Source organism: Mesorhizobium sp. WSM4833 (assembly GCF_055811095.1).
This window is the reverse complement of sequence record NZ_JBVVQG010000007.1, coordinates 35,302-53,838: the sequence shown is the minus strand read 5'-3', so window position 1 is coordinate 53,838 and position 18,537 is coordinate 35,302. Positions and strand designations below refer to the sequence as shown.

19 protein-coding genes are annotated in these 18,537 nt (G+C 63.0%); 14 read left to right on the top strand and 5 right to left on the bottom strand.

What is annotated here, in order from left to right:
• Window positions 1-471: an NUDIX hydrolase gene (locus AC0L2D_RS15525; RefSeq protein ID WP_027163879.1), complete on the bottom strand. Its 471-nt coding sequence runs from the start codon at window positions 469-471 to the stop codon at window positions 1-3.
• A gap of 173 nt (window positions 472-644) precedes the next feature.
• Between AC0L2D_RS15525 and AC0L2D_RS15520 the strand changes: the two genes are divergently transcribed.
• Window positions 645-1,178 (top strand): sterol desaturase family protein, encoded by a 534-nt coding sequence (locus AC0L2D_RS15520; protein ID WP_027163878.1) that lies wholly within the window; start codon window positions 645-647, stop codon window positions 1,176-1,178.
• A gap of 19 nt (window positions 1,179-1,197) precedes the next feature.
• On the opposite strand, the gene rsgA is transcribed toward AC0L2D_RS15520, so the two are convergent.
• On the bottom strand, window positions 1,198-2,238 hold the full coding sequence (gene rsgA / locus AC0L2D_RS15515) for a ribosome small subunit-dependent GTPase A (RefSeq protein ID WP_473541469.1): 1,041 nt from the start codon (window positions 2,236-2,238) through the stop codon (window positions 1,198-1,200).
• Window positions 2,239-2,577: 339 nt separating this feature from the next.
• On the opposite strand from rsgA, the gene AC0L2D_RS15510 reads away from it, so the two are divergent.
• Window positions 2,578-3,612: a LacI family DNA-binding transcriptional regulator gene (locus AC0L2D_RS15510; RefSeq protein WP_063173610.1), complete on the top strand. Its 1,035-nt coding sequence runs from the start codon at window positions 2,578-2,580 to the stop codon at window positions 3,610-3,612.
• Here the strand turns inward: AC0L2D_RS15510 and AC0L2D_RS15505 are convergent.
• From AC0L2D_RS15505 to AC0L2D_RS15495, 3 genes are all read right to left on the bottom strand, one after another.
• Window positions 3,609-4,562 (bottom strand): alpha/beta hydrolase, encoded by a 954-nt coding sequence (locus AC0L2D_RS15505; protein ID WP_473541468.1) that lies wholly within the window; start codon window positions 4,560-4,562, stop codon window positions 3,609-3,611. The two genes, AC0L2D_RS15510 and AC0L2D_RS15505, sit on opposite strands and share 4 nt — an antisense overlap.
• Window positions 4,563-4,572: 10 nt before the next feature.
• Window positions 4,573-5,721 (bottom strand): Gfo/Idh/MocA family protein, encoded by a 1,149-nt coding sequence (locus AC0L2D_RS15500; RefSeq protein WP_024502557.1) that lies wholly within the window; start codon window positions 5,719-5,721, stop codon window positions 4,573-4,575.
• Between the two features lie 267 nt (window positions 5,722-5,988).
• Window positions 5,989-6,750, bottom strand: coding sequence for a DeoR/GlpR family DNA-binding transcription regulator (locus AC0L2D_RS15495; RefSeq protein ID WP_013532952.1), 762 nt, complete (start codon window positions 6,748-6,750; stop codon window positions 5,989-5,991).
• 162 nt (window positions 6,751-6,912) lie between these two features.
• On the opposite strand from AC0L2D_RS15495, the gene AC0L2D_RS15490 reads away from it, so the two are divergent.
• The 12 genes from AC0L2D_RS15490 (at window position 6,913) to AC0L2D_RS15435 (ending at window position 18,510) form a co-directional block, all read left to right on the top strand.
• Window positions 6,913-7,713: a beta/alpha barrel domain-containing protein gene (locus AC0L2D_RS15490; RefSeq protein ID WP_023756676.1), complete on the top strand. Its 801-nt coding sequence runs from the start codon at window positions 6,913-6,915 to the stop codon at window positions 7,711-7,713.
• Window positions 7,714-7,716: 3 nt separating this feature from the next.
• Window positions 7,717-8,667 carry a PfkB family carbohydrate kinase gene (locus tag AC0L2D_RS15485; protein WP_024502558.1) on the top strand — a complete coding sequence of 317 codons (951 nt, stop codon included), beginning with the start codon at window positions 7,717-7,719 and terminating at the stop codon, window positions 8,665-8,667.
• Between the two features lie 88 nt (window positions 8,668-8,755).
• Window positions 8,756-9,901 carry an ABC transporter ATP-binding protein gene (locus tag AC0L2D_RS15480; RefSeq protein WP_063167588.1) on the top strand — a complete coding sequence of 382 codons (1,146 nt, stop codon included), beginning with the start codon at window positions 8,756-8,758 and terminating at the stop codon, window positions 9,899-9,901.
• A 110-nt stretch (window positions 9,902-10,011) separates the two neighbouring features.
• Window positions 10,012-11,259, top strand: a complete 1,248-nt coding sequence (locus tag AC0L2D_RS15475; RefSeq protein WP_064995072.1) for an ABC transporter substrate-binding protein — start codon at window positions 10,012-10,014, stop codon at window positions 11,257-11,259.
• 138 nt (window positions 11,260-11,397) lie between these two features.
• On the top strand, window positions 11,398-12,294 hold the full coding sequence (locus AC0L2D_RS15470; RefSeq protein WP_337122668.1) for a carbohydrate ABC transporter permease: 897 nt from the start codon (window positions 11,398-11,400) through the stop codon (window positions 12,292-12,294).
• A 5-nt stretch (window positions 12,295-12,299) separates the two neighbouring features.
• Entirely contained in the window at window positions 12,300-13,142 is an 843-nt protein-coding gene (locus tag AC0L2D_RS15465; protein WP_013532946.1) for a carbohydrate ABC transporter permease, read from the top strand.
• Between the two features lie 63 nt (window positions 13,143-13,205).
• A complete protein-coding gene (locus AC0L2D_RS15460; protein ID WP_473541467.1) occupies window positions 13,206-14,027 on the top strand; it encodes a sugar phosphate isomerase/epimerase family protein in 822 nt (273 codons plus the stop codon).
• Window positions 14,028-14,038: 11 nt separating this feature from the next.
• A complete protein-coding gene (locus tag AC0L2D_RS15455; RefSeq protein ID WP_473541466.1) occupies window positions 14,039-15,115 on the top strand; it encodes a Gfo/Idh/MocA family protein in 1,077 nt (358 codons plus the stop codon).
• The gene (locus AC0L2D_RS15450) at window positions 15,115-15,933 is read left to right on the top strand and encodes a sugar phosphate isomerase/epimerase family protein (protein WP_473541465.1); all 819 of its coding nucleotides are present in this window, start codon (window positions 15,115-15,117) and stop codon (window positions 15,931-15,933) included. The genes AC0L2D_RS15455 and AC0L2D_RS15450 overlap by 1 nt, the downstream gene beginning before the upstream one ends.
• Window positions 15,933-16,766 carry an alpha/beta fold hydrolase gene (locus AC0L2D_RS15445; RefSeq protein WP_063167593.1) on the top strand — a complete coding sequence of 278 codons (834 nt, stop codon included), beginning with the start codon at window positions 15,933-15,935 and terminating at the stop codon, window positions 16,764-16,766. Before AC0L2D_RS15450 ends, AC0L2D_RS15445 begins: the two co-directional genes overlap by 1 nt.
• Window positions 16,763-17,485, top strand: a complete 723-nt coding sequence (locus AC0L2D_RS15440) for a ribulose-phosphate 3-epimerase (RefSeq protein ID WP_473541464.1) — start codon at window positions 16,763-16,765, stop codon at window positions 17,483-17,485. Before AC0L2D_RS15445 ends, AC0L2D_RS15440 begins: the two co-directional genes overlap by 4 nt.
• A complete protein-coding gene (locus AC0L2D_RS15435; protein ID WP_473541463.1) occupies window positions 17,482-18,510 on the top strand; it encodes an ROK family protein in 1,029 nt (342 codons plus the stop codon). Before AC0L2D_RS15440 ends, AC0L2D_RS15435 begins: the two co-directional genes overlap by 4 nt.
• Window positions 18,511-18,537 lie beyond the last annotated feature (27 nt).

Here is an 18,537-nt window from a genome sequence, read left to right as displayed (position 1 = left end):
TCATCCGGCGCCTTGCTGCCTGGCAAAATCCAAAAGCATCGGGCGCTGCCCCTTGAGGATTTTCACCTCGGCCTCGGGCAAGGTGAACCAGCCCGCTCTGTCGACCTCCGGGAACTCCTTCAGGGATCCTGACCTTGGCGGCCATTCCATGGTGAAAATGTTGCTCTTGATGGCGGCCACGTCGATGTCGATGGTCGCCTCGACAGACCAGGCCGAGACGATCTTGCCGCCGGGTTGTTTGTAGTCGCCGAGCCGCGCGAAGGGACCATCAACCTTGACGCCGAGCTCTTCCTCGGTCTCGCGTTGCGCTGCCGTCAACTCATCCTCGTCCTCGCCGACGAGGCCCTTCGGCATCGACCAGGCGCCATCGTCCTTCTTCGCCCAGAACGGCCCGCCCGGGTGAACCAGCAACACCCTGAGATCGCCATCGCTGCGGCGATAGATCAGCAATCCCGCACTGCGTTTTGCCATTTTTGTACGTCCATTTGCGAAGTCGGCAGCCTGCCGATGGTCCTTGAATCGTTGATGCGAACCTTGCACTAGGGGATTGCGACGCTATGTCAGGCGCGTCTGCATTGCACCTCGGTCGCGAGTCCGGCAATCTGATACCATCGCTTATTTGGCGGCTCGAAGGCTAGGTGACGATGCAACTCGGTCTTATTGGCTACTATAGCGACTTCGTGGTGTATCCGCTGGTGATCGCCGTGCTGGCAGTGGCCGGGCTGCTCGAGGCTGGCGAAGAGAGTGCGCCAGGCTGGATCGGCACTGTCCTCGCCTGTCTCGGCCTCTGGACGCTGATCGAGTATGTGCTGCACAGGTTCGCTCTTCACCATATTCCTTACGTCAAGGACCTGCACGACCGTCACCATGTCGAGGAACGCAGTTCTGTGGGCACGCCAACCTGGCTCAGTCTCGGCGTGCATGCGCTGGTCGCGTTTGTGCCCGTTTGGGTGGTCTCAGATTTCGCCACCGCGAGCGCGGTGAGCTGCGGGTTGATGCTGGGATATCTGTGGTACATCAGCATCCACCACATGATCCATCACTGGCACCCGGCGCATCCGAGCTATCTTTACACGCTCAAGCGCCGTCATGCGGTGCATCACCACATCGACGAAACGGCCAATTTCGGTGTGACTTCGGCATTCTGGGATCGCGTTTTCGGCACGGCGCAGCTCTGAAGTCCTCAGTCCTCGCCGTTCAGCGCCTCTTTCCGCGACCGCCGGAAGTCTTGGCTCCGCGAGGCCCGCTCTGGACCGGCGTGTTGTTCTGGTTCTCGTCGGACAGTTTTCGCCAGCGGGCAAGGCGCTCCGGGTCGAGCGTCCCCGCCTTCAAGGCAGCCTGAACCGCGCAACCCGGCTCGTGCACATGCGTGCAGTCGCGGAACTTGCAGAGCGGTGCAAGCTCGGTGATTTCGGCAAACAGCGTGTCGATGCCGTAGCCGACATCGCTGACCTGCAGCGTCCGCATGCCCGGCGTGTCGATCACCCAGCCACCGCCGGCGATGGAATGCAGCGATCGCGACGTGGTGGTGTGGCGTCCCTTGGAATCGTGCTCGCGGATGCCCCCGGTCTGTTGCGGCGATTGCTGCGCCGATCCGGCCAGCGTGTTGACCAGCGTCGATTTGCCGACGCCGGAGGAGCCGATCAGCGCCACCGTCTGGCCGACACCGCACCAGGCAGCCAGGACGGTTGCCGCATCCGATGTGCGGGGGTTCAGCATCACCACCGGCAATCCACGCTGCAACGCCGCAGCTTGCTTCTGGTAGGTCTCGGCGTCTTCAGCGGTATCGGCCTTGGTCAGCAGGATCACCGGCGTCGTTCCGGCCTCGTTGGCCAGCGCCAGATAGCGCTCGAGCCGGGCGGGATTGAAGTCGGCATTGCACGAGGTGACGATGAACAGCGTGTCGACATTGGCCGCGGCAAGCTGCGGCACCCTGCCGCCGCCCTGAGTGCGGCGTTCCAGCACCGTCTTGCGGGTCAGGCGGCGCTTCACAAGGTGTTCATGCCCATCGACCAGCACCCAGTCGCCGACGGCATAGTCACCGGTGTTCGCCTGCGCCGCCAGCGTCAGATCGATCGGCCCTGCCTGGGACAGGCCGGTCAGGCGATCGCGGTGGACGGTGGCGATCCGCGTCGGGACAAGATTGGCTTCGCCGGGCTTGAGTTGGTCGCCGAAAAATTCGGTCCAGCCCAGGCCGGCAAGCGATGGCGTGGAGTGATCCGTCACGGCTTTGACCACGGCGTCACGGACATTGGACGGTATCCCTGGCAGGTGGGGGCGAACGGGTGGGGTGATTTCCAAGCCGTGTATGGGCGGCATGGCGACATTTGGCAAGCAGGCCCGTAGCCGAGGGCTGAGCGGCAAGCTTCTGCAGCCCTTCGTCGAACTGACGATGACGTCCATGACGCCATCAGGTTTAAAGCGTTAACAAATAATTTGACGCATGGAATATTTTCGCATTCTAATGGGAACTGTGAAAATTGACTGAATAAGTTCCGTCAAGCATTGTCGCATCCGGTCAACGGCCGCATGACTGTGGGCGGGGTCGATCGTTGGCAGGGGATCAGGAACATATCGATGGCGGAGAAGACGCACCGCACGATGGACGACTTCGCCCAGGCATGCGGCGTGTCGCGCCCGACGCTGTCCAAATATTTCGACGATCCGGCGAGCGTGAAGCCGGCGACGCGGGCGCGAATCGAAGCCGCCCTGCGTTCCTCGGACTATCAGCCGAACCTTTTCGCCCGCAACCTCAACCGCAAGCGCACCCGCAACATCGGCATCGTCGTGCCGACGATCACCGATCCTTTCTACGCCGAGATGGTGAGCCGCATCGAATTTCGCTGCCGCGACGAAGGCTACTGGCCGATCGTCATCTCCTCGCATGGCTCGCCGAAGCTGGAGGCGGAGTCGGTCAGGACGCTGCTGTCGCTGAAGGTGGCCGGCGCGATCATCGCCCCGCTCGGCCTTGCCTCCGACCGCAGCGTCTTCGACAAGCTGGGGCAGGACATTCCGATCGTCTATTTCGACACCTATATCGAGGGCGATACGCCGTTCGTCGGCAACGACAACCGGCAGAGCGTGTCGACCATCGTCGACTATCTCTGTCGCTCGGGCGAACCGCCGGTCTATCTCGACATCCCACATGTCAACCACAACTCCGGCGAACGCCAGGAGAGCTACATCGTCGCGATGGAGACCGCCGGCTTCAAGCCGGCCGTCATCGAGGCCGCGCGCGACTACACCTGGGACTTCGAACGCATCGGCTACGAGCAGACGGAAAAAATGCTGGAGGCCGGGACCTTGCCTGGCCGCACCATCCTGTGCGCCAACGATCGTCTCGCCTTTGGCGTGATGGCGGCCGCGTACTCGCGCGGCCTGAAGGTCGGCCGCAGGCCCGATTGCGATCTGCGCGTTGCCGCCCACGACGACCATCCGCTGAGCCGCTACACCTGTCCGGCGCTGACCACCATGGCGCAGGATTTCACCGCCATGGCCGGCCGCAGCGTCGAGATCCTGCTGGCCCTGCTGGACGAGGCCGATCCGCCGAAGCAGGGCATGGCGCGCACCGTCAAGCTCGGTGCCACCCTGGTGATGCGTCAGTCGGCCTAACCGGTCGACGTCGATCCCTCGAAGTGGCGCCAGGCCGTCACCCCCTCGACCACCGCTTGCCGGGCGGCGGGAATATGGCGTCCCATCGAGACGAAGCCATGGATCTGGCCCGGCCATTGCCGCAGGATCACAGGCACGCCCGCGGCTTGCAGGCGCGCCGCATAGGCTGCCCCTTCGTCGGCCAGGATGTCACAGCCGGCAAGCGCCACGAATGCTGGCGCGACGCCGGCAAGATCAGGCGCCAGCAAGGGCGAGACGCGCCAGTCCATGATATCGTCGGGCGTTCGCACATAATAGTCGCGGAACCATGCCATGGTCGTCGCGGTAAGGCCGAAGCCGTCGCCGAAACGCCGGTAGCTGTCCGATGTCTGCCGCGCGTCGGTGTTGGGATAGATCAGGATCTGCGTCGCAAGTGGTGGAGCGAGCCCATCGCGTGCGAGCAGCGCCAGCACTGCGGCAAGATTGCCGCCGGCGCTGTCGCCGGCAACACCAATGCGCACCTTGTCGATGCCCAGGTCGACGGCATTCTCGGCCATGAAGCGAAGTGTCGCCAGGCAATCCTCGAGCCCGGCGGGAAATTTGTGCTCCGGGGCCAGGCGATAGTCGGGGCAGACAATGACGGCGTTGCCGAGATTGGCCATCAGGCGGCAGATCTCGTCATGTGAATCGAGATTGCCGATGACCCAGCCGCCGCCATGCAGATAGAGCAGCGCCGGCGCCCCGCTCGGCAGTGCGTCGATGCCGCGATGGATGCGGACAGTGATGGGGCCGTTCGGCCCGTCGATCTGCTGTTCAAAGGTCGTCGCGACCGGCTCATGCTCACCTTGCAGCGTCGGGAACGAGGCGTTGTAGGCAGCTCGCGCCGCCGCCACGCTGCCGGTCTCGAATGGCTTGCCGCCGGCTGCACGAGCCATGTCGAGGACGCGCAGCGCATCCGGATCGAGCGTCATGATCATACCCTCAGGCCAGCAGATCGCTCGCCTCTTCCTCGGTCAGCAGGGCCGGCTGGACGACATCGCCCGCGATGGCGACCGAGCCCTGTGTTTCACCGGAGCGCAGGATAGCGTCCATGATCTCCAGTACATGCAACGCCAGATTGCCGGAGGCGCGCGGCGTGTTGCCGGTCTGAAGCGAGCGCACCAGATCGGCGACGCCGAGCATGCGGTAATTGGCGCGATCGGGCGCCGCATAAGGCCAGTTGCGGGCGCCATAGAGTTCGCCTTCGCTGGCGAAATCCCTCCAGTCGGTGCCGCGTTTCGACAGCGACACGGTGCCGCCGAACGTGTCGGGGTCGGGCAGGCGCAGCGAGCCTTCCGTGCCGTGCAGTTCGATCGGATGGTTGGAGTGGCGAAAGACATCCCACGAGGCGCCGAAGGTGACGGTTGCGCCGGAGCGGAACTCCAGCAGCGACAGCACATTGGTCGGCGTGCCGACCTTGAATGTGGTGTTCTTGAATGGCCCTTCGGCAGTGATCAGCCGCTCCTCCTGGCCGCGCGTCGCCATCGCCATGACGCGTTCGACCGGGCCGAGCAGATTGACCAGCATGGTCAGATAGTAGGGGCCCATGTCGAACACCGGGCCACCGCCTGGCTGGTAGTAGAACTGCGGGTTGGGGTGCCAGTGCTCCATGCCGCGGCCCATCATGAAGGCGGTGCCGGTGACCGGGCGGCCGATGGCGCCGTCATCCATCAGCCGGCGGGCGCGGCGTCCGGCTGCACCAAGGAAGGTGTCGGGCGCCGAGCCGAGCAGCAGCCCGCGCGACCGCGCCTCGTCGACCAGGCGCCGTCCATCGGCGGCCGAGGTGGCGAGCGGCTTTTCGGTGAAGACGTGCTTGCCGGCCGAAAGGGCGGCAAACGAAATGTCGAAATGCGCCGCCGGAATGGTCAGGTTGAGGACGAGATCGATCTCGGGGTCGGCCAGCAGTGCATCGACGCCGAGTGCCCGTATGCCATATTCCTTCGCCCGCAGCGCCGTCATGTCGGCCGAGATATCGGCGCAGGCGCGCAACTCGATGCCGCCGAAGAGAGCGGCATTGCGCAGATAGGTCATCGAGATATTGCCGCATCCGATGACGCCGATCCCGAGTTTCGTCGTTGATATCCCGTGCATTCTCGATCGTACCTCCCAACGCGGTCACCGTCTGCCGAATCCGCCCAGAAGTAACGGATCGCCTTCGCAAAGGGCTATACAACATATTAAATATTGACGCGCGTAAAATTTTTATACAACATGCGAAAATGCTGGCGCGATATCGGGAGGCTGCCAGTCATGGGAGGAGAAAATGACCGACATGAAAAAACGGCCGACCGCCGATGCGGATGCCGTGGGTCATGCGCGCATCGGATATTTCCGCCGCGGCCAGGGACCTCGACGGGGTCAGGCATAGATCACCTTGGCCCCTGTCCTATCAAGCTGGCTGCGTATTGGGCCGGACAGGCCATCGTCGGTGATCACGACATCGACGCTCGACAGCGAAAAGGCCTTGGAGGTTCCGCTGACGCCCCATTTGCTCGAATCCGCAAGGAGGACAACGCGCCGGGCCATGCGCACGAGGTTTCGCTTGGTTCGCGCCATGTCTTCGTTCACGTCGACCACATCCAGTGACGAGTCAATCGCATGCGCTCCAACAAAGACCTGATGCGCTACCAAGCCGCCGAGAGCCGTGTCGGCATCGGTGATCAGCGTGCTTACCGTGTCCGGATAGACCCGGCCGCCGATCATGTGAACGTCGAGCCCGGGCCGATGCATCAGATGCTGCACGATGTTCATCGCCGTGGCCGCGACCACGACATTGCTGAGCGGCGGTAACAGCATGGCAACCTGCATCAATGTCGAGCCGCCATCGAAGATGACCGATTGGTTGTCCTCGAACAGGTCTATCGCTGCCCGGGCGATGCGTTTCTTTGCATCGAGGTTGGTTTGCATCCGCCGGGCGAACGCGGCCGTGGTCGAATCCGTGGTCCGGGTCACCGCGCCTCCGCGGGTCTTGGTCAGCAGTCCCTTGCGATCCAGTATCTCGAGGTCGGAGCGCACCGTGACTTCCGACACGCCAAAATCGTCTGACAGGTCCTTGATGCGAACCTGTCCGCTGCGTTGCACTTCACCCAGGATCGATTGGCGTCTCTGCTCTGACAACATTGGCCTGTCCTTGCCTCCATGCGCCAAGCGATCGCCCTGGCCTCGGTTCACTCTACCGAAAATAGGCGAATTCGAAAGCTTTCGAAAGATTGCATTTGTTATTTCTTTCGCAAACACTGGGTCCAGGATTTTGAAATCAATCAATTGGAGAGTTTTGGACTCATGAGCCTCGGAACCAAGGTGCGCTTGGCGCGCCTCTTCTCACATCCATCGGGGAATCTTTTTGGCGGCGCGGTCGACCACTTTGTCGGCTATGGCGACGTGCGCAAAGGAGGTCTTGCCGACCTGCCGGGTGCGCTTGCACGCGTCATGGTAGGCAAACCCGACTACGTCAGCATCCAGCCTGGCACCGCGCGCCATCTGTGGCCGCAATATGCGGGCAAGGCTTCCCTGGTGATCCAGGCCGGCTGCTTCACCCCAGACGATCGCATCAGTGAACTGATTGCAACGCCCGAGGATGCGGTGCGCGCCGGCGCCGATGCGTTGGCCGTGGCCATTCCGGTGCGCGGCGCGACCGAGGGAAAATACATACGCTGGCTGACCGATTCGGTGAACGCGGCGGCTCGTTACGGCATGCCGGTGGTAGCGCATATCTACCCTCGCGATTTCACCGACGGGGCAAAAATCGTCTTCACCCCCGACGAGATCGCCTATGCGGCACGCATCGGCTACGAGTCCGGCGTCGATGTGATCAAGATCGGTTACACGGGCGATTTCGAGTCGTTTCGAGAGACCGTTCGGACCTGCCCGGTGCCGGTTGTGATCGCCGGAGGTCCGAAGACCGACACGCTGCTCGGCGCCCTTCAGCAGACGGCGGACGCCATCCGTGCAGGCGCGCGCGGTGCCGTGGTGGGCCGCAATCTCTGGGGGCACGGCGATCCGGAAAAGGCAGCGATCGCCTTTCGGGGCGTCATCCATGACGGCCTTTCGGCGCAAGACGCCTTGGCGAAGGCGGGTGCCTGAACGATGCCCGCCGTCCCTTCAATCCTCGGCTTCGGAGCTATTGCGATCGACGACATCGTCTATGTCGATCAGCCGTTGTCGGCGGGCAAGGGGAAGGTTTTGCAAAGTGCCCGAGCTTTCGGCGGAAACGTCGCGACGGCACTTGCCGCCGTCGCGCGGCTCGGCGGAAGCGCCGGGTTCGTCGGATGGCTGGGCAGTGCCGCCGACGACGCCGTGTTGTGCGATCTCGTTGCGAGCGGCGTTGAAACCGCGTTCGCGCCGCGCCACCCGCACGCGCGCCCGGTGCGCTCGCGGATCACCGTCGGTTCGGATGGGGAGCGGTTCATCGCGTATGACGACGAAGCGATGCTGGGCACCGCGCCGGACTTTCCGGACGAGGTTCTCAGCCGCGCGACTGTCCTGATCGTCGACAGTTACGGGATCGGGTCGCTGGATGTCGTGGCTCGGGCTCGCGATCTCGGCCTTGCGATCCTCGGCGATGTCGAATGGAGCCACGGCCCGGCCACCGAGAGACTGATCGGGCTCTGCGACCATCTCATTCTTCCGCTCGGCTTTGCGCGGACCGCCACCGGCCGCCAGGCTCCGGCCGAGATACTCGATGCATTGTGGTTGCCGTCGCGGTCCGCCGTGGTTCTGACGGATGGCGGCAGAGGCGTCTTCTATCGCGGACGCGACGAGACAGGGCTCTGGCACCTGCCTCCGCACCGGGTTGCCGTCGTCGACTCGACCGGCGCCGGTGACTGCTTTCATGGCGCCTATGCCCTTGCATTGACGCGCGGGGCCGACACCGCAGGCCGGGTCGCATTCGCGGCCGCGGCGGCGGCCCTTTCGATAACGGGGCGGGGCGGGCGCGAGGCGCTTCCGACCGACGACCAGGTCAAGGAACTCCTGGCATCGACGAACGCGCCGTCGGCAGTCGAACTGAAATATGCGCGGCTTGATACCGGAACATAGCCTGAACTATCCGAGGAAAATTTCGCAGGTGAACGTAAGCCGAGGACAATCATAAAAATCAATGGCTTAGGCTTGTGGAGGGAGGAATATGGCAGAAGTCGTTCTTGAGAATATCTGCAAGACATACGGGAACAATTTTCACGCAATCGACCAATTGAACCTGTCGGTCAAGGACGGCGAGTTCTTGATTCTCGTGGGGCCGTCCGGCTGTGGCAAATCCACCGCGTTGCGGATGATCGCGGGATTGGAGGACGTCACCAGCGGCAGCCTCCGGATCGGCGGGGTCGACGTCGTCGACATGCCGCCCAAGGACCGCGACATCGCGATGGTCTTCCAGAGCTACGCTCTCTACCCGCATATGACCGTGTTCGAAAACATCGGCTTTTCGATGCGGCTGGCAGGCAAGCCGAAGGCCGAGCGCAAAAAGCGCGTGGACGAGATCGCCAAAACCCTTCAACTGACGTCTCTGCTGGACAGCAAACCCGCGAACCTTTCAGGCGGACAGCGTCAAAGGGTTGCCATGGGCCGCGCCATGGTGCGCGAGCCGGCAGCCTTTCTCATGGACGAACCCCTTTCCAATCTGGACGCGAAACTGCGTGTTCAAATGCGCGCCGAAATCACCAGTCTGCAAAAGCAGCTCGGCGTAACGACCATATATGTGACCCACGACCAAACCGAAGCCATGACGATGGGCGACAGGGTCGCGGTGTTGAAAGGCGGCGTGCTGCAGCAGGTCGACGCACCCAAGAGGCTCTATGAATCGCCGGTGAACGCTTTCGTTGCCGGCTTCATCGGGTCTCCTTCGATGAATCTTTTCGAGGCAACCCTGACGGGCGACGAACTGATGTCCGGCGCCTTGGCCATCCGGCTGCAGGATGCAGCCTTCGTGCGCAGGCCGGGCTTGAGGTCGTATGCGGGGCGCAAGGTCGTGTTCGGGATACGACCGGAGGATCTCTATGACAGCAGTCTCGAATCGGGCCGCAAGTATCAGACGATTCCGGCAAAGGTGACCTCGATCGAAGAACTCGGATCCGAACAAATCGTCCATCTCAACATCGATGCGGTCCGGGTGGACTCCGGCGACCCTGACGCGGTGCAGGATTTCGGCCTGGCGTCGAATGCGGTGGCGAAATTCGAACCGGTCAGCACAGTCCGCTCCGGCTCGGAAATCAGCTTGGCCCTGGATGATGCCAAGCTCCATTTCTTCGACCCCGAGACGCATCTGGCAATCTGAATATCAGCGATGAGACCCGCGGGCGAGGGTGAGGCGCCTGCGTAAGAAGACTTCTGAATAATCAGACGATCGGCCGCATTGTGCGGGCGAATATAAAGAAGGAGGAGAAAATGACGTTTCGTATTAAACCCGCGATGCTGAAAATAGCCGCGGCCGCATGGTTGCTTGGCGCAACCGGCGCCATGGCGGATACGACGCTGGAATTCACCCAATGGTGGGAGCCCGAATTGCCGGCTGGCTCGCTCAGGTCAATCATGGATGAGTTCGAGGCGGCAAACCCCGGAATCAAGGTGACGCTGGTCAGCGGCCCCTACGCCACCACGCGAGACCAGATCTCGGTTGGTGCTGCAACCGGAACGCTCAGCGACGTCGTCGGTCTCGACGGCGCCTGGGTGAACAATCTGAATGCGCAGGGCGCACTCGCCGACATGAATCCGATGATGGATGCGAGCGGTTTCGACAAGAGCCAGGTCGCGGATATCATCAAGGTGGACGGCAAGGCCGTGATGTTTCCCGTGGCTTCGTTCGTCTATCCGGTCTTCGTGAATTTGGACCTCGCCGCCAAGGCGGGCGTGACCAAGCTGCCGTCGACCCGTGCGGAGTTTCTCGAAGCCGCCAAGAAGATGACGCACGCCGACCAGAACCAGTATGGCTGGGTGCTGCCCCTGTCGCTGCAAACGCCATCCGGCGTCCAGAACGACATGATGTCGTGGGTTTGGGCTTCGGGCCAGTCGATGATGGCGAGCGGCAAGCCGGACCTTGAGGGCAAACCGGTGGTGGATATGCTCACTTTCGTCAAATCACTCAATGACGCCGGCACCATCTCGCCCGGCATCGCCACCAAGACCGAGCAGGAAAAGGTCGAGGAGTTCGTCAACAACCGCGTCGGGATGATGATCGACTCGCTCGCGCATGTGAACCTCATCCGCAAGCGCAATCCCAAGCTGAACTTCGACCTCATCCCGGTCCCTGTCGTGGAAAACTATACCGGCAAGCGCGGCCTTCCCTATGCCTCCTGGGGCATCGGCATCTCTGCGGCTTCGAAACATCAGGAAGAGGCCTGGAAACTCGTCCAGTATCTGATGAGTGAAAAGGTCAACGCCAAGCTCGTGTCGCTTGCAAACGCCTTCCCGGGCAACGTCAACGCCAAGCCCGATTTCGTGACCTCGGACAAGGCTTTCGGCAAGGCTTTTGAAATCTTCAAGACCGGTCATCTCGCCAATGAGTTCACGGGCCTGCCGGTGGCTGAAGACCTGATGACCCAGTTCGACGTGCAAGCCCAGAAGATGCTCGCCGGCGAGCAGTCTCCGGAACAAGCAGCCGCCGCCGCTCAGAAGGGCTGGATGGCGAAATTCTGATCGGGCTGTTCCCGTTTGCTGTCTTCGACCGGGTGACCTGACTTCGGGCAGGCCACCCGGCAACAACGGATCGGCATTCTGAGTGGACTTGTTTTTGAAAGCTTACCTTCCCTTGAAGGCGTATCCCAAGGTTGGCACATGACCCGGCAAAAGCGCTCCCACCACAAGCTCAAACGAGCGGTCGCACCCTACCTCTATCTGTCGCCCGCGCTGCTCATAATCGGGCTCCTGATGCTGCTGCCGATGGTGACGGTGATTGCCTACTCGTTCCAGAACAGCGCGGTGCTGCGTCGTGACCCATCCTTTGCCGGACTGAAGCACTACCAGGCGATCTTCGACGACCCTGTGTTCTGGGCTTCGCTGTGGCACACGCTCTACTTCACATGCATGAGTGTCATTTTCCACATGACCATCGGCATGGTCTTCGCGCTCATGCTGAACAGCGACCGCATCAATCCGACGCTGCGCAATATTCTGCGTGTGCTCTACATACTGCCCTGGCTGTTCACCGCGGTGATCATCGCCGTGATCTGGCGCCTCCTGCTTGAGCCGAACGGTGTCGTGAACAGTATTCTCATGCAAATCGGCATCATCGGTTCCAAGGTCGAATGGTTTTCCTCGCCTGAGACCGCGCTGCATGCAGTCACTTTTGCCAATATCTGGGCGGGCTACCCGCTCTTCATGGTCAGTTTGCTCGCGGGTTTGCAGGGCATTCCCAAGGATTTCTACGAGGCCGCCGATATCGACGGGGCGAAAGCCTACCAGAAGCTGATCTTCATCACCATTCCGCAGCTGATGCCGATCATCATCAGCATCTCGCTGCTCGACTTCATCTGGACCATGCAGGTCTTCCCGCTAATCTGGATAACGACGGGCGGTGGCCCGATCTACTCGACCGAGGTCCTCAGCACCTACACGTACAAGCTGGCATTTTCGAGCTACAACCTGTCGCAGGCTTCGGCCAGCGCCGTGGTCATCCTGCTGATCTCTCTCGGCCTGACGCTGTTCTATATTCGCTATCAAAAGGCTCGGTAATCACCATGAGGAAAAGGCATACGCCGAAAGACAGGCTGATCACCGTGGCGCTCCATGTAGCGCTTGCAGCGGGGCTCTTTTTCGCGGCATTCCCGATCTACTGGATGCTGAGCAGCTCGTTCAAATCGAATACCGAAATCTTTGCCCTGCCGCCAACCATCCTGCCAAAGGCGTTCACGCTGGAAGCGTATGCAGCCATTCTTGGCGACCCGGTAAAGCTGCGCTTCTTCTTCAACAGCTATTTCGTGGCGGGAGCGGTGACCGTGCTGACGGTGCTGATCGCCTTGCTGGCGGCCTACGGGTTCAGCCGCTTCAACTTCCGCGGCAAGGGCAGCCTGAACACAATCATCATCAGCACGCAGACGATTCCGCCGATCACACTTTTGATCCCCTTCTTCGGGCTTGTCGTCTCATACGGTATCTTCGACACCTACGTCGCACTGATCCTGACCTACCTGGTGTTTACGCTGCCCTACGCGATCCTGCTGATGACGGGATATCTGAACACCTTGCCCCGCGATCTCGATGAAGCCGTGGCTGTCGACGGCGGCAGCAGCTGGACCGCGCTTTGGCGGGTGATTGTCCCGATTTCACTGCCTGGTATCGTGGCGACGTCGGTCTACACCTTCCTGTTGTGCTGGAACGAATTTCTCTTTGCGCTGACGCTGACGAAATCGACGTCCATGCGAACCGTCCCGATCGGCATCCAGCTGTTGATGGGGCAGCACGCCTTCGAATGGAACCAGATGATGGCGATGAGCGTGCTCGGCTCGCTACCGCTCTTGCTCATCTACCTCGTTGCCCAGAGGTACTTCCTCGCCGGCATGACCGCGGGCTCGGTCAAGTAGGATGTTCATCCCACGGCGACGCAGGGTGGCATCAATCAATAAGCGGTATCAAGGATTGAAAGGATGAACGTGAAAGACCTCAAAGTCGGCTGCCAGACCTTCACCTGGGAAATGCTGGGAGACCGGTTCACCGGCGGCCCCGACGATCTGCTGAGGGCGATCTCTGACGGTGGCTATGCCGGCATCGAGATCACCGACACCATGATCGGACATTATGGCGACAAGCCGGAGGAGTTCGCCGCCGCGCTGAAGGCGTGGGGGCTGACGCTGGTTTCTTTCGCCTTTGGCTCGAACAGTGGCTTTACGCTGAAGGAGAAGATCGGCGACGATCTCGAGACCGCCAAACGCTGGATCGGCTTCGCGGCTGCGTTCCCGGGCGCGCTGGTCTCGATGGGCTCGGCGACGGTGGTGTCCGACGGGCCGCGCGACGAGAAGTTCGCCATCGCGGCCGAGGTCTACAACCAGGCCGGCGAGCTTGGCCGCAGGGACGGTGTTCAGGTCGCGGTGCATCCAAGCTCGCACCACAACACGCTGCTGTTCGACCGCGCCGATTACGACGCGATCTTTGCCTTGCTCGACCCCGACCTGGTCGGCTGGGTACCGGATACCGGCCATATACTGCGCGGCCACAAGGACATGTCCGATACGCTGCGCACCTACCGCGACCGCATCCGCTACATCCACCTCAAGGACGTCGATGCCAACGGCAGCTGGGCCATGCTCGGCAAGGGCGTCTGCGACACGCCGGCGGTGATCGAGATCGCCAACACCGCACCGCGCTTCAACGGCTGGCTGGTGCTGGAGGAGGAATCCGAAACGGCCGCCGCCGATCCCGCCGGCGCGGTCAAGACCAACCGCCAGACAATGCGCAGCTTGGGCGCCTGAAGAACGAGACGATGATCAAGAAACAGGACAGACGCCTCAGGGTCGGTGTGCTCGGCTGCGGCCCCATCGCGCAGTTCGCGCATCTGCAATCCTGCGTGAAGGCTGGGAATGCCGACCTCTACGCCATCTGCGACGCGGCACCCGATCTGCTCGCCCGCATGGGCGCCACCTACGAGCCGCAAAAGATGTATGCCGACTACGACGCCATGCTCGCCGATCCCGAACTGGAAGCGGTGATCGTCGCCACGTCGGACGCCTATCACGTGCCGATGTCGATCAAGGCGCTCGATGCGGGAAAGCATGTCCTGTGCGAAAAGCCGATCGGCACCTCGGTGGAGGAAGGCGAGGCACTGGCGCTGGCGGTCAGGCGCTCGGGCAAGGTCCTGCAAGTCGGTCACATGAAGCGCTTCGACCCGGCACTGGAGGCGGCGCGCGACTTCGTCCGCGATGAAATGGGCGAGGTGCTGGCGCTTAAGGCCTGGTACTGCGATTCCACCCATCGCTACACCAACACCGATGCCATTCAGCCGCTGCCGGTCACCAGCAAGCTGGCGAAGAAGCCGACCGGCAATCCCAAGGCTGATCTCAGGCAATATTTCATGCTGGCGCACGGCTCGCATCTCGTCGACACGGCGCGTTTCCTGTGCGGCGATATCGTTGCCGTGCGCGCCCGCCTCAATGAGAAATTCGGCGCCTATTGCTGGTTCGTCGAGACCGAGTTCGCCAGCGGCGCGCTCGGGCATCTCGATCTTACCGTCGCCGTGCGCATGGACTGGCACGAAGGTTTTCAGCTCTATGGCGAGAACGGTTCCGTCATCGCCAGGACATTCAACCCCTGGTACTTCCGCGCCAGCGAGGTCGAGATCTTTTACGAGAAGACCGCCACCGCCCACAAGCCGCTCGGCGCCGACGGTCATTTCTTCCGCCGCCAACTGGAAGGCCTAGCGGATACAGTCCTGAACGGCACGCCGATGCGCGGCGCCAATGTCGAGGACGGCATCGCCTCGATCCGCGCCATGGTCGCGATTGCCCGCTCGGTCGAGACCGGCGAGCGGGTCGAGCTCGCCTCGGTTTCGGGTGCGGTCTGATGCGTCTCGGCATTTTCGCCAAGACATTTGCCGGCACAGAGCCGGCTGCCGTGCTGACGGCGGTTAAGCAGGCTGGCTATGAGACGACGCAGTTCAATCTCGCCTGCGCCGGCCTGCCGTCGATGCCGGATGTCGTGCCGGCGGAAGCAGTCACTTCCATCCGCGCCGCAGCACAATCGACCGGGGTTGCACTCGCCGCACTGTCGGGCACCTACAACATGGCGCATCCCGACAAGGTCGTCCGCGACGGTGGCCTCAGGCGTCTCGCGGCCATCATCAATGCTGCTGCTGCCCTCGACATTCCGCTGGTCACGCTCTGCACCGGCTCGCGCAATGCCGCCGATCAATGGGCGTATCATCCCGACAATAGCACCCCGGCGGCCTGGTCCGACATGGCCGCCGAGATGGAGAAAGCGCTGGCGGTTGCCGAAGACGCCGGCGTTGATCTCGGCATCGAGCCCGAGCAGGCCAACATCGTTACCTCGGCCAGGGACGCGACCAGGCTGATCGCCGAAATGGGATCGAAGCATCTGAAGATCGTGCTCGATCCGGCGAACCTGTTCGAGCACGCGACGCCACACGAAGCGCGCGCCATCGTCGCCGCCGCGATCGACGAGGCTGCCGGCCATATCGCCATGGCGCACGCCAAGGATCGCTCTGGTGACGGCCGCTTTGCCACCGCCGGACAAGGCATCGTCGATTTTCCGCATTTTGTTTCACGGCTGAAGGCAGCGGGCTTCGACGGATCGCTCGTCACCCACGGGCTGTCCGCCGATGAAGCCCCCGGCGTCGCAGCCTTTCTGCGGGTACTCCTCTGATGGGCGCCGCGCCGGCGATCCTGCTTCGCGACGATGCATCGCTTCGTGTCTTCGACACGGGGCAGGGCAGGCCTCCCGTCGTCTTCCAGCACGGCCTCGGCGGTGATGCGGCACAAGTGGCGCAGAACTTTCCCGATGGTCCTTCATACCGCCGACTGACCGTCGAATGTCGCGCTCAGGGCGGCTCCGGCGCCGGCAGCAAGCGTCCTTTTTCGATCGAGATGTTCGCCGACGACGTGTTGGCTGCCGCCGATGCCGCCGGCCTCGACCGTTTCGTCGCCGGCGGCATCTCGATGGGCGCGGCAATCGCCTTGCGGCTTGCGGCCCGGCACCCGGATAGGGTCACAGGTCTCGTGCTTGTTCGCCCTGCCTGGGCTTTCGACGCGGCATCGCAAAACATGCGCCCTTACGTGGAAGTGGCGGAGCTCATCCGCGGCCGTCCGCTGGATGACGCGCGCGATGCGTTTGCGGCCTCCGCCACGGCGGCTCGCTTTCGCATCGAGGCGCCGGACAATCTTGCTTCCCTGCTCGGCTTTTTCGCGCGCGCCAATGCGAATGTTTTCGCCGAGGTGATGCGAGCGATCGCAAACGATGGGCCCGGCGTGACGCGGGCAGCGGCCGCCGGCCTCGCGCTCCCGACACTCGTCATCGGCAGCGGCATCGATCTCGTCCATCCGCTGGCCACCGCGCGCAGCCTTGCAGACACCATCCCCAATGCCGCCTTTGTCGAGGTGACGCCGAAGGCCACCGACAAGGAGCGCCATTTCGCCGAAATCCGCGCCGCCATCGGCAGCTTTCTCAACACAAATTTTGACAAGCAGGACCAATCATGATCTCGAAATCTCTCTCCGGCCCGGCCGCCATCGCCGAACTGCCACGCGATCGCATGATCGCCGAATTCTCGCTCTGGTCTGCCAATCTTGCCAATTTCGAGAACGACTTGAAGCGCATCGAACCCTATGTCGATCTTCATCATATCGATGTGGCGGACGGTCATTTCGCCCCGTCCTTCCTGTTCTTCCCCGACCTCGTCGCCCGCATCGCCGGGCTGACGGCCAAGCCGATCCATGTCCACCTGATGGTCGATGAAGCAATCGTCGAGGCGCAGACGCGCCAGTTCATCGAAGCCGGCGCCGACATGATCAGCGTCCATGCCGAGAATGGCGAGGCGGGATTGCGCGCCGTGCGGCTGGCGCGGGAGCTCGGCGCCGAGGCGGGCGTCGTGCTCAGGCTGGAGACGCCTGTGGAAGCGGTGACGGCCTTCGTCCCTGAAGTCGCCTTCGTAACGCTTCTTGGAACCACAATCGGCGTCAAGGGACAGAGCCTGTCGGACAAGGCCTGCGACAGGCTGGGCGCTACCCGCGCTATCCTGAGAAAGGCCGGCCGTGAGGCGCAAGTGGTTCTGGCCGCCGACGGCGGCATCCGCCACGAGACCGTGCCGTTGCTGCGTGCCGCCGGGGCCGAAACCGCGGTTCTCGGTTCGCTCGCCTTCGGTGACAAGGACCTCGCCGGCCGCATCGGCTGGCTGCACGGCTTGAAGGTCGCGGCATGACAACGGAAGCCGCCCTTGCGATCGATCTTGGCGGGACGGAGCTTCGCGCCGCCCTGGTCGACCGTGAGGGCAAGATCCTGGCATTCGCAGCGGTGCCGACGCGGGCGCAGGCCGGTCCAGACGTGGTGATCGGCCAGATCGAGGCGCTGGCGGCGACCGTCCATGCCGAAGCCCCGGCACTGTCGGTCGTCGGCGTCGGTGTCGGTGCGCCGGGACCGCTTGATCCGCTGGCCGGCATCGCCGTCGGCCCGCCGACACTCACCGGCTGGCTGGATGTGCCGCTTGCCGACATCCTCGAGCGGCGGCTCGGCCTGCCGGTCCGTCTGGAGAACGACGCCAATGCCGCGGCGCTCGGCGAATGGCGCTTCGGCGCCGGCCATGGCGCTCGCTCGCTGGTCTTTGTCACGGTGTCGACCGGCATCGGCGGCGGTGTCGTCGTCGATGGGCGCATCCTGCATGGCCGCCGTGGCCTTGCCGCCGAGATCGGTCACATGACCATCACCAATGAGGGCGAGCGTTGCGTGTGCGGCGTCATCGGCTGCTTCGAGGCCATCGCTTCGGGAACCGCGCTCGGCCGCCGCGCCAGCGCCGCCACGGCGGCCGGCGACGGCTCTGCCTTGCGGCGCCTGTCAGCGGATGCGGAGGTGACCGGCCGCCATGTCGTCGAGGCGGCACGGCTGCGCGACGATCTTGCCTCGGCCTTGCTGGACGAGGAAGCCCGCTGGCTGGGCGTCGGCTTCACCAACCTGTTACATCTCTATTCGCCCGATGTGCTGGTCGTCGGCGGCGGCATCGCCAATGGGCTCGACCTGATGGCGCCGACCATCGAGGCAACCATCAGGCAGCGGGCCATGCGCGCCTATCGCGACGTACCGGTCGTTCCAGCACAGCTCGGCCGCCATGCCGGGCTCGTCGGCGCCGCCAGCCTTGTGCTGTTCGACGACGAGGGCACTTTGGCAGCCCGCATGCCTGTCGGCCCAAGCACATATCCGGACACACCACTGAGCAAGATCGGCACCGTCTGACGTGCGACTGCATGACAAAGGCCGGAG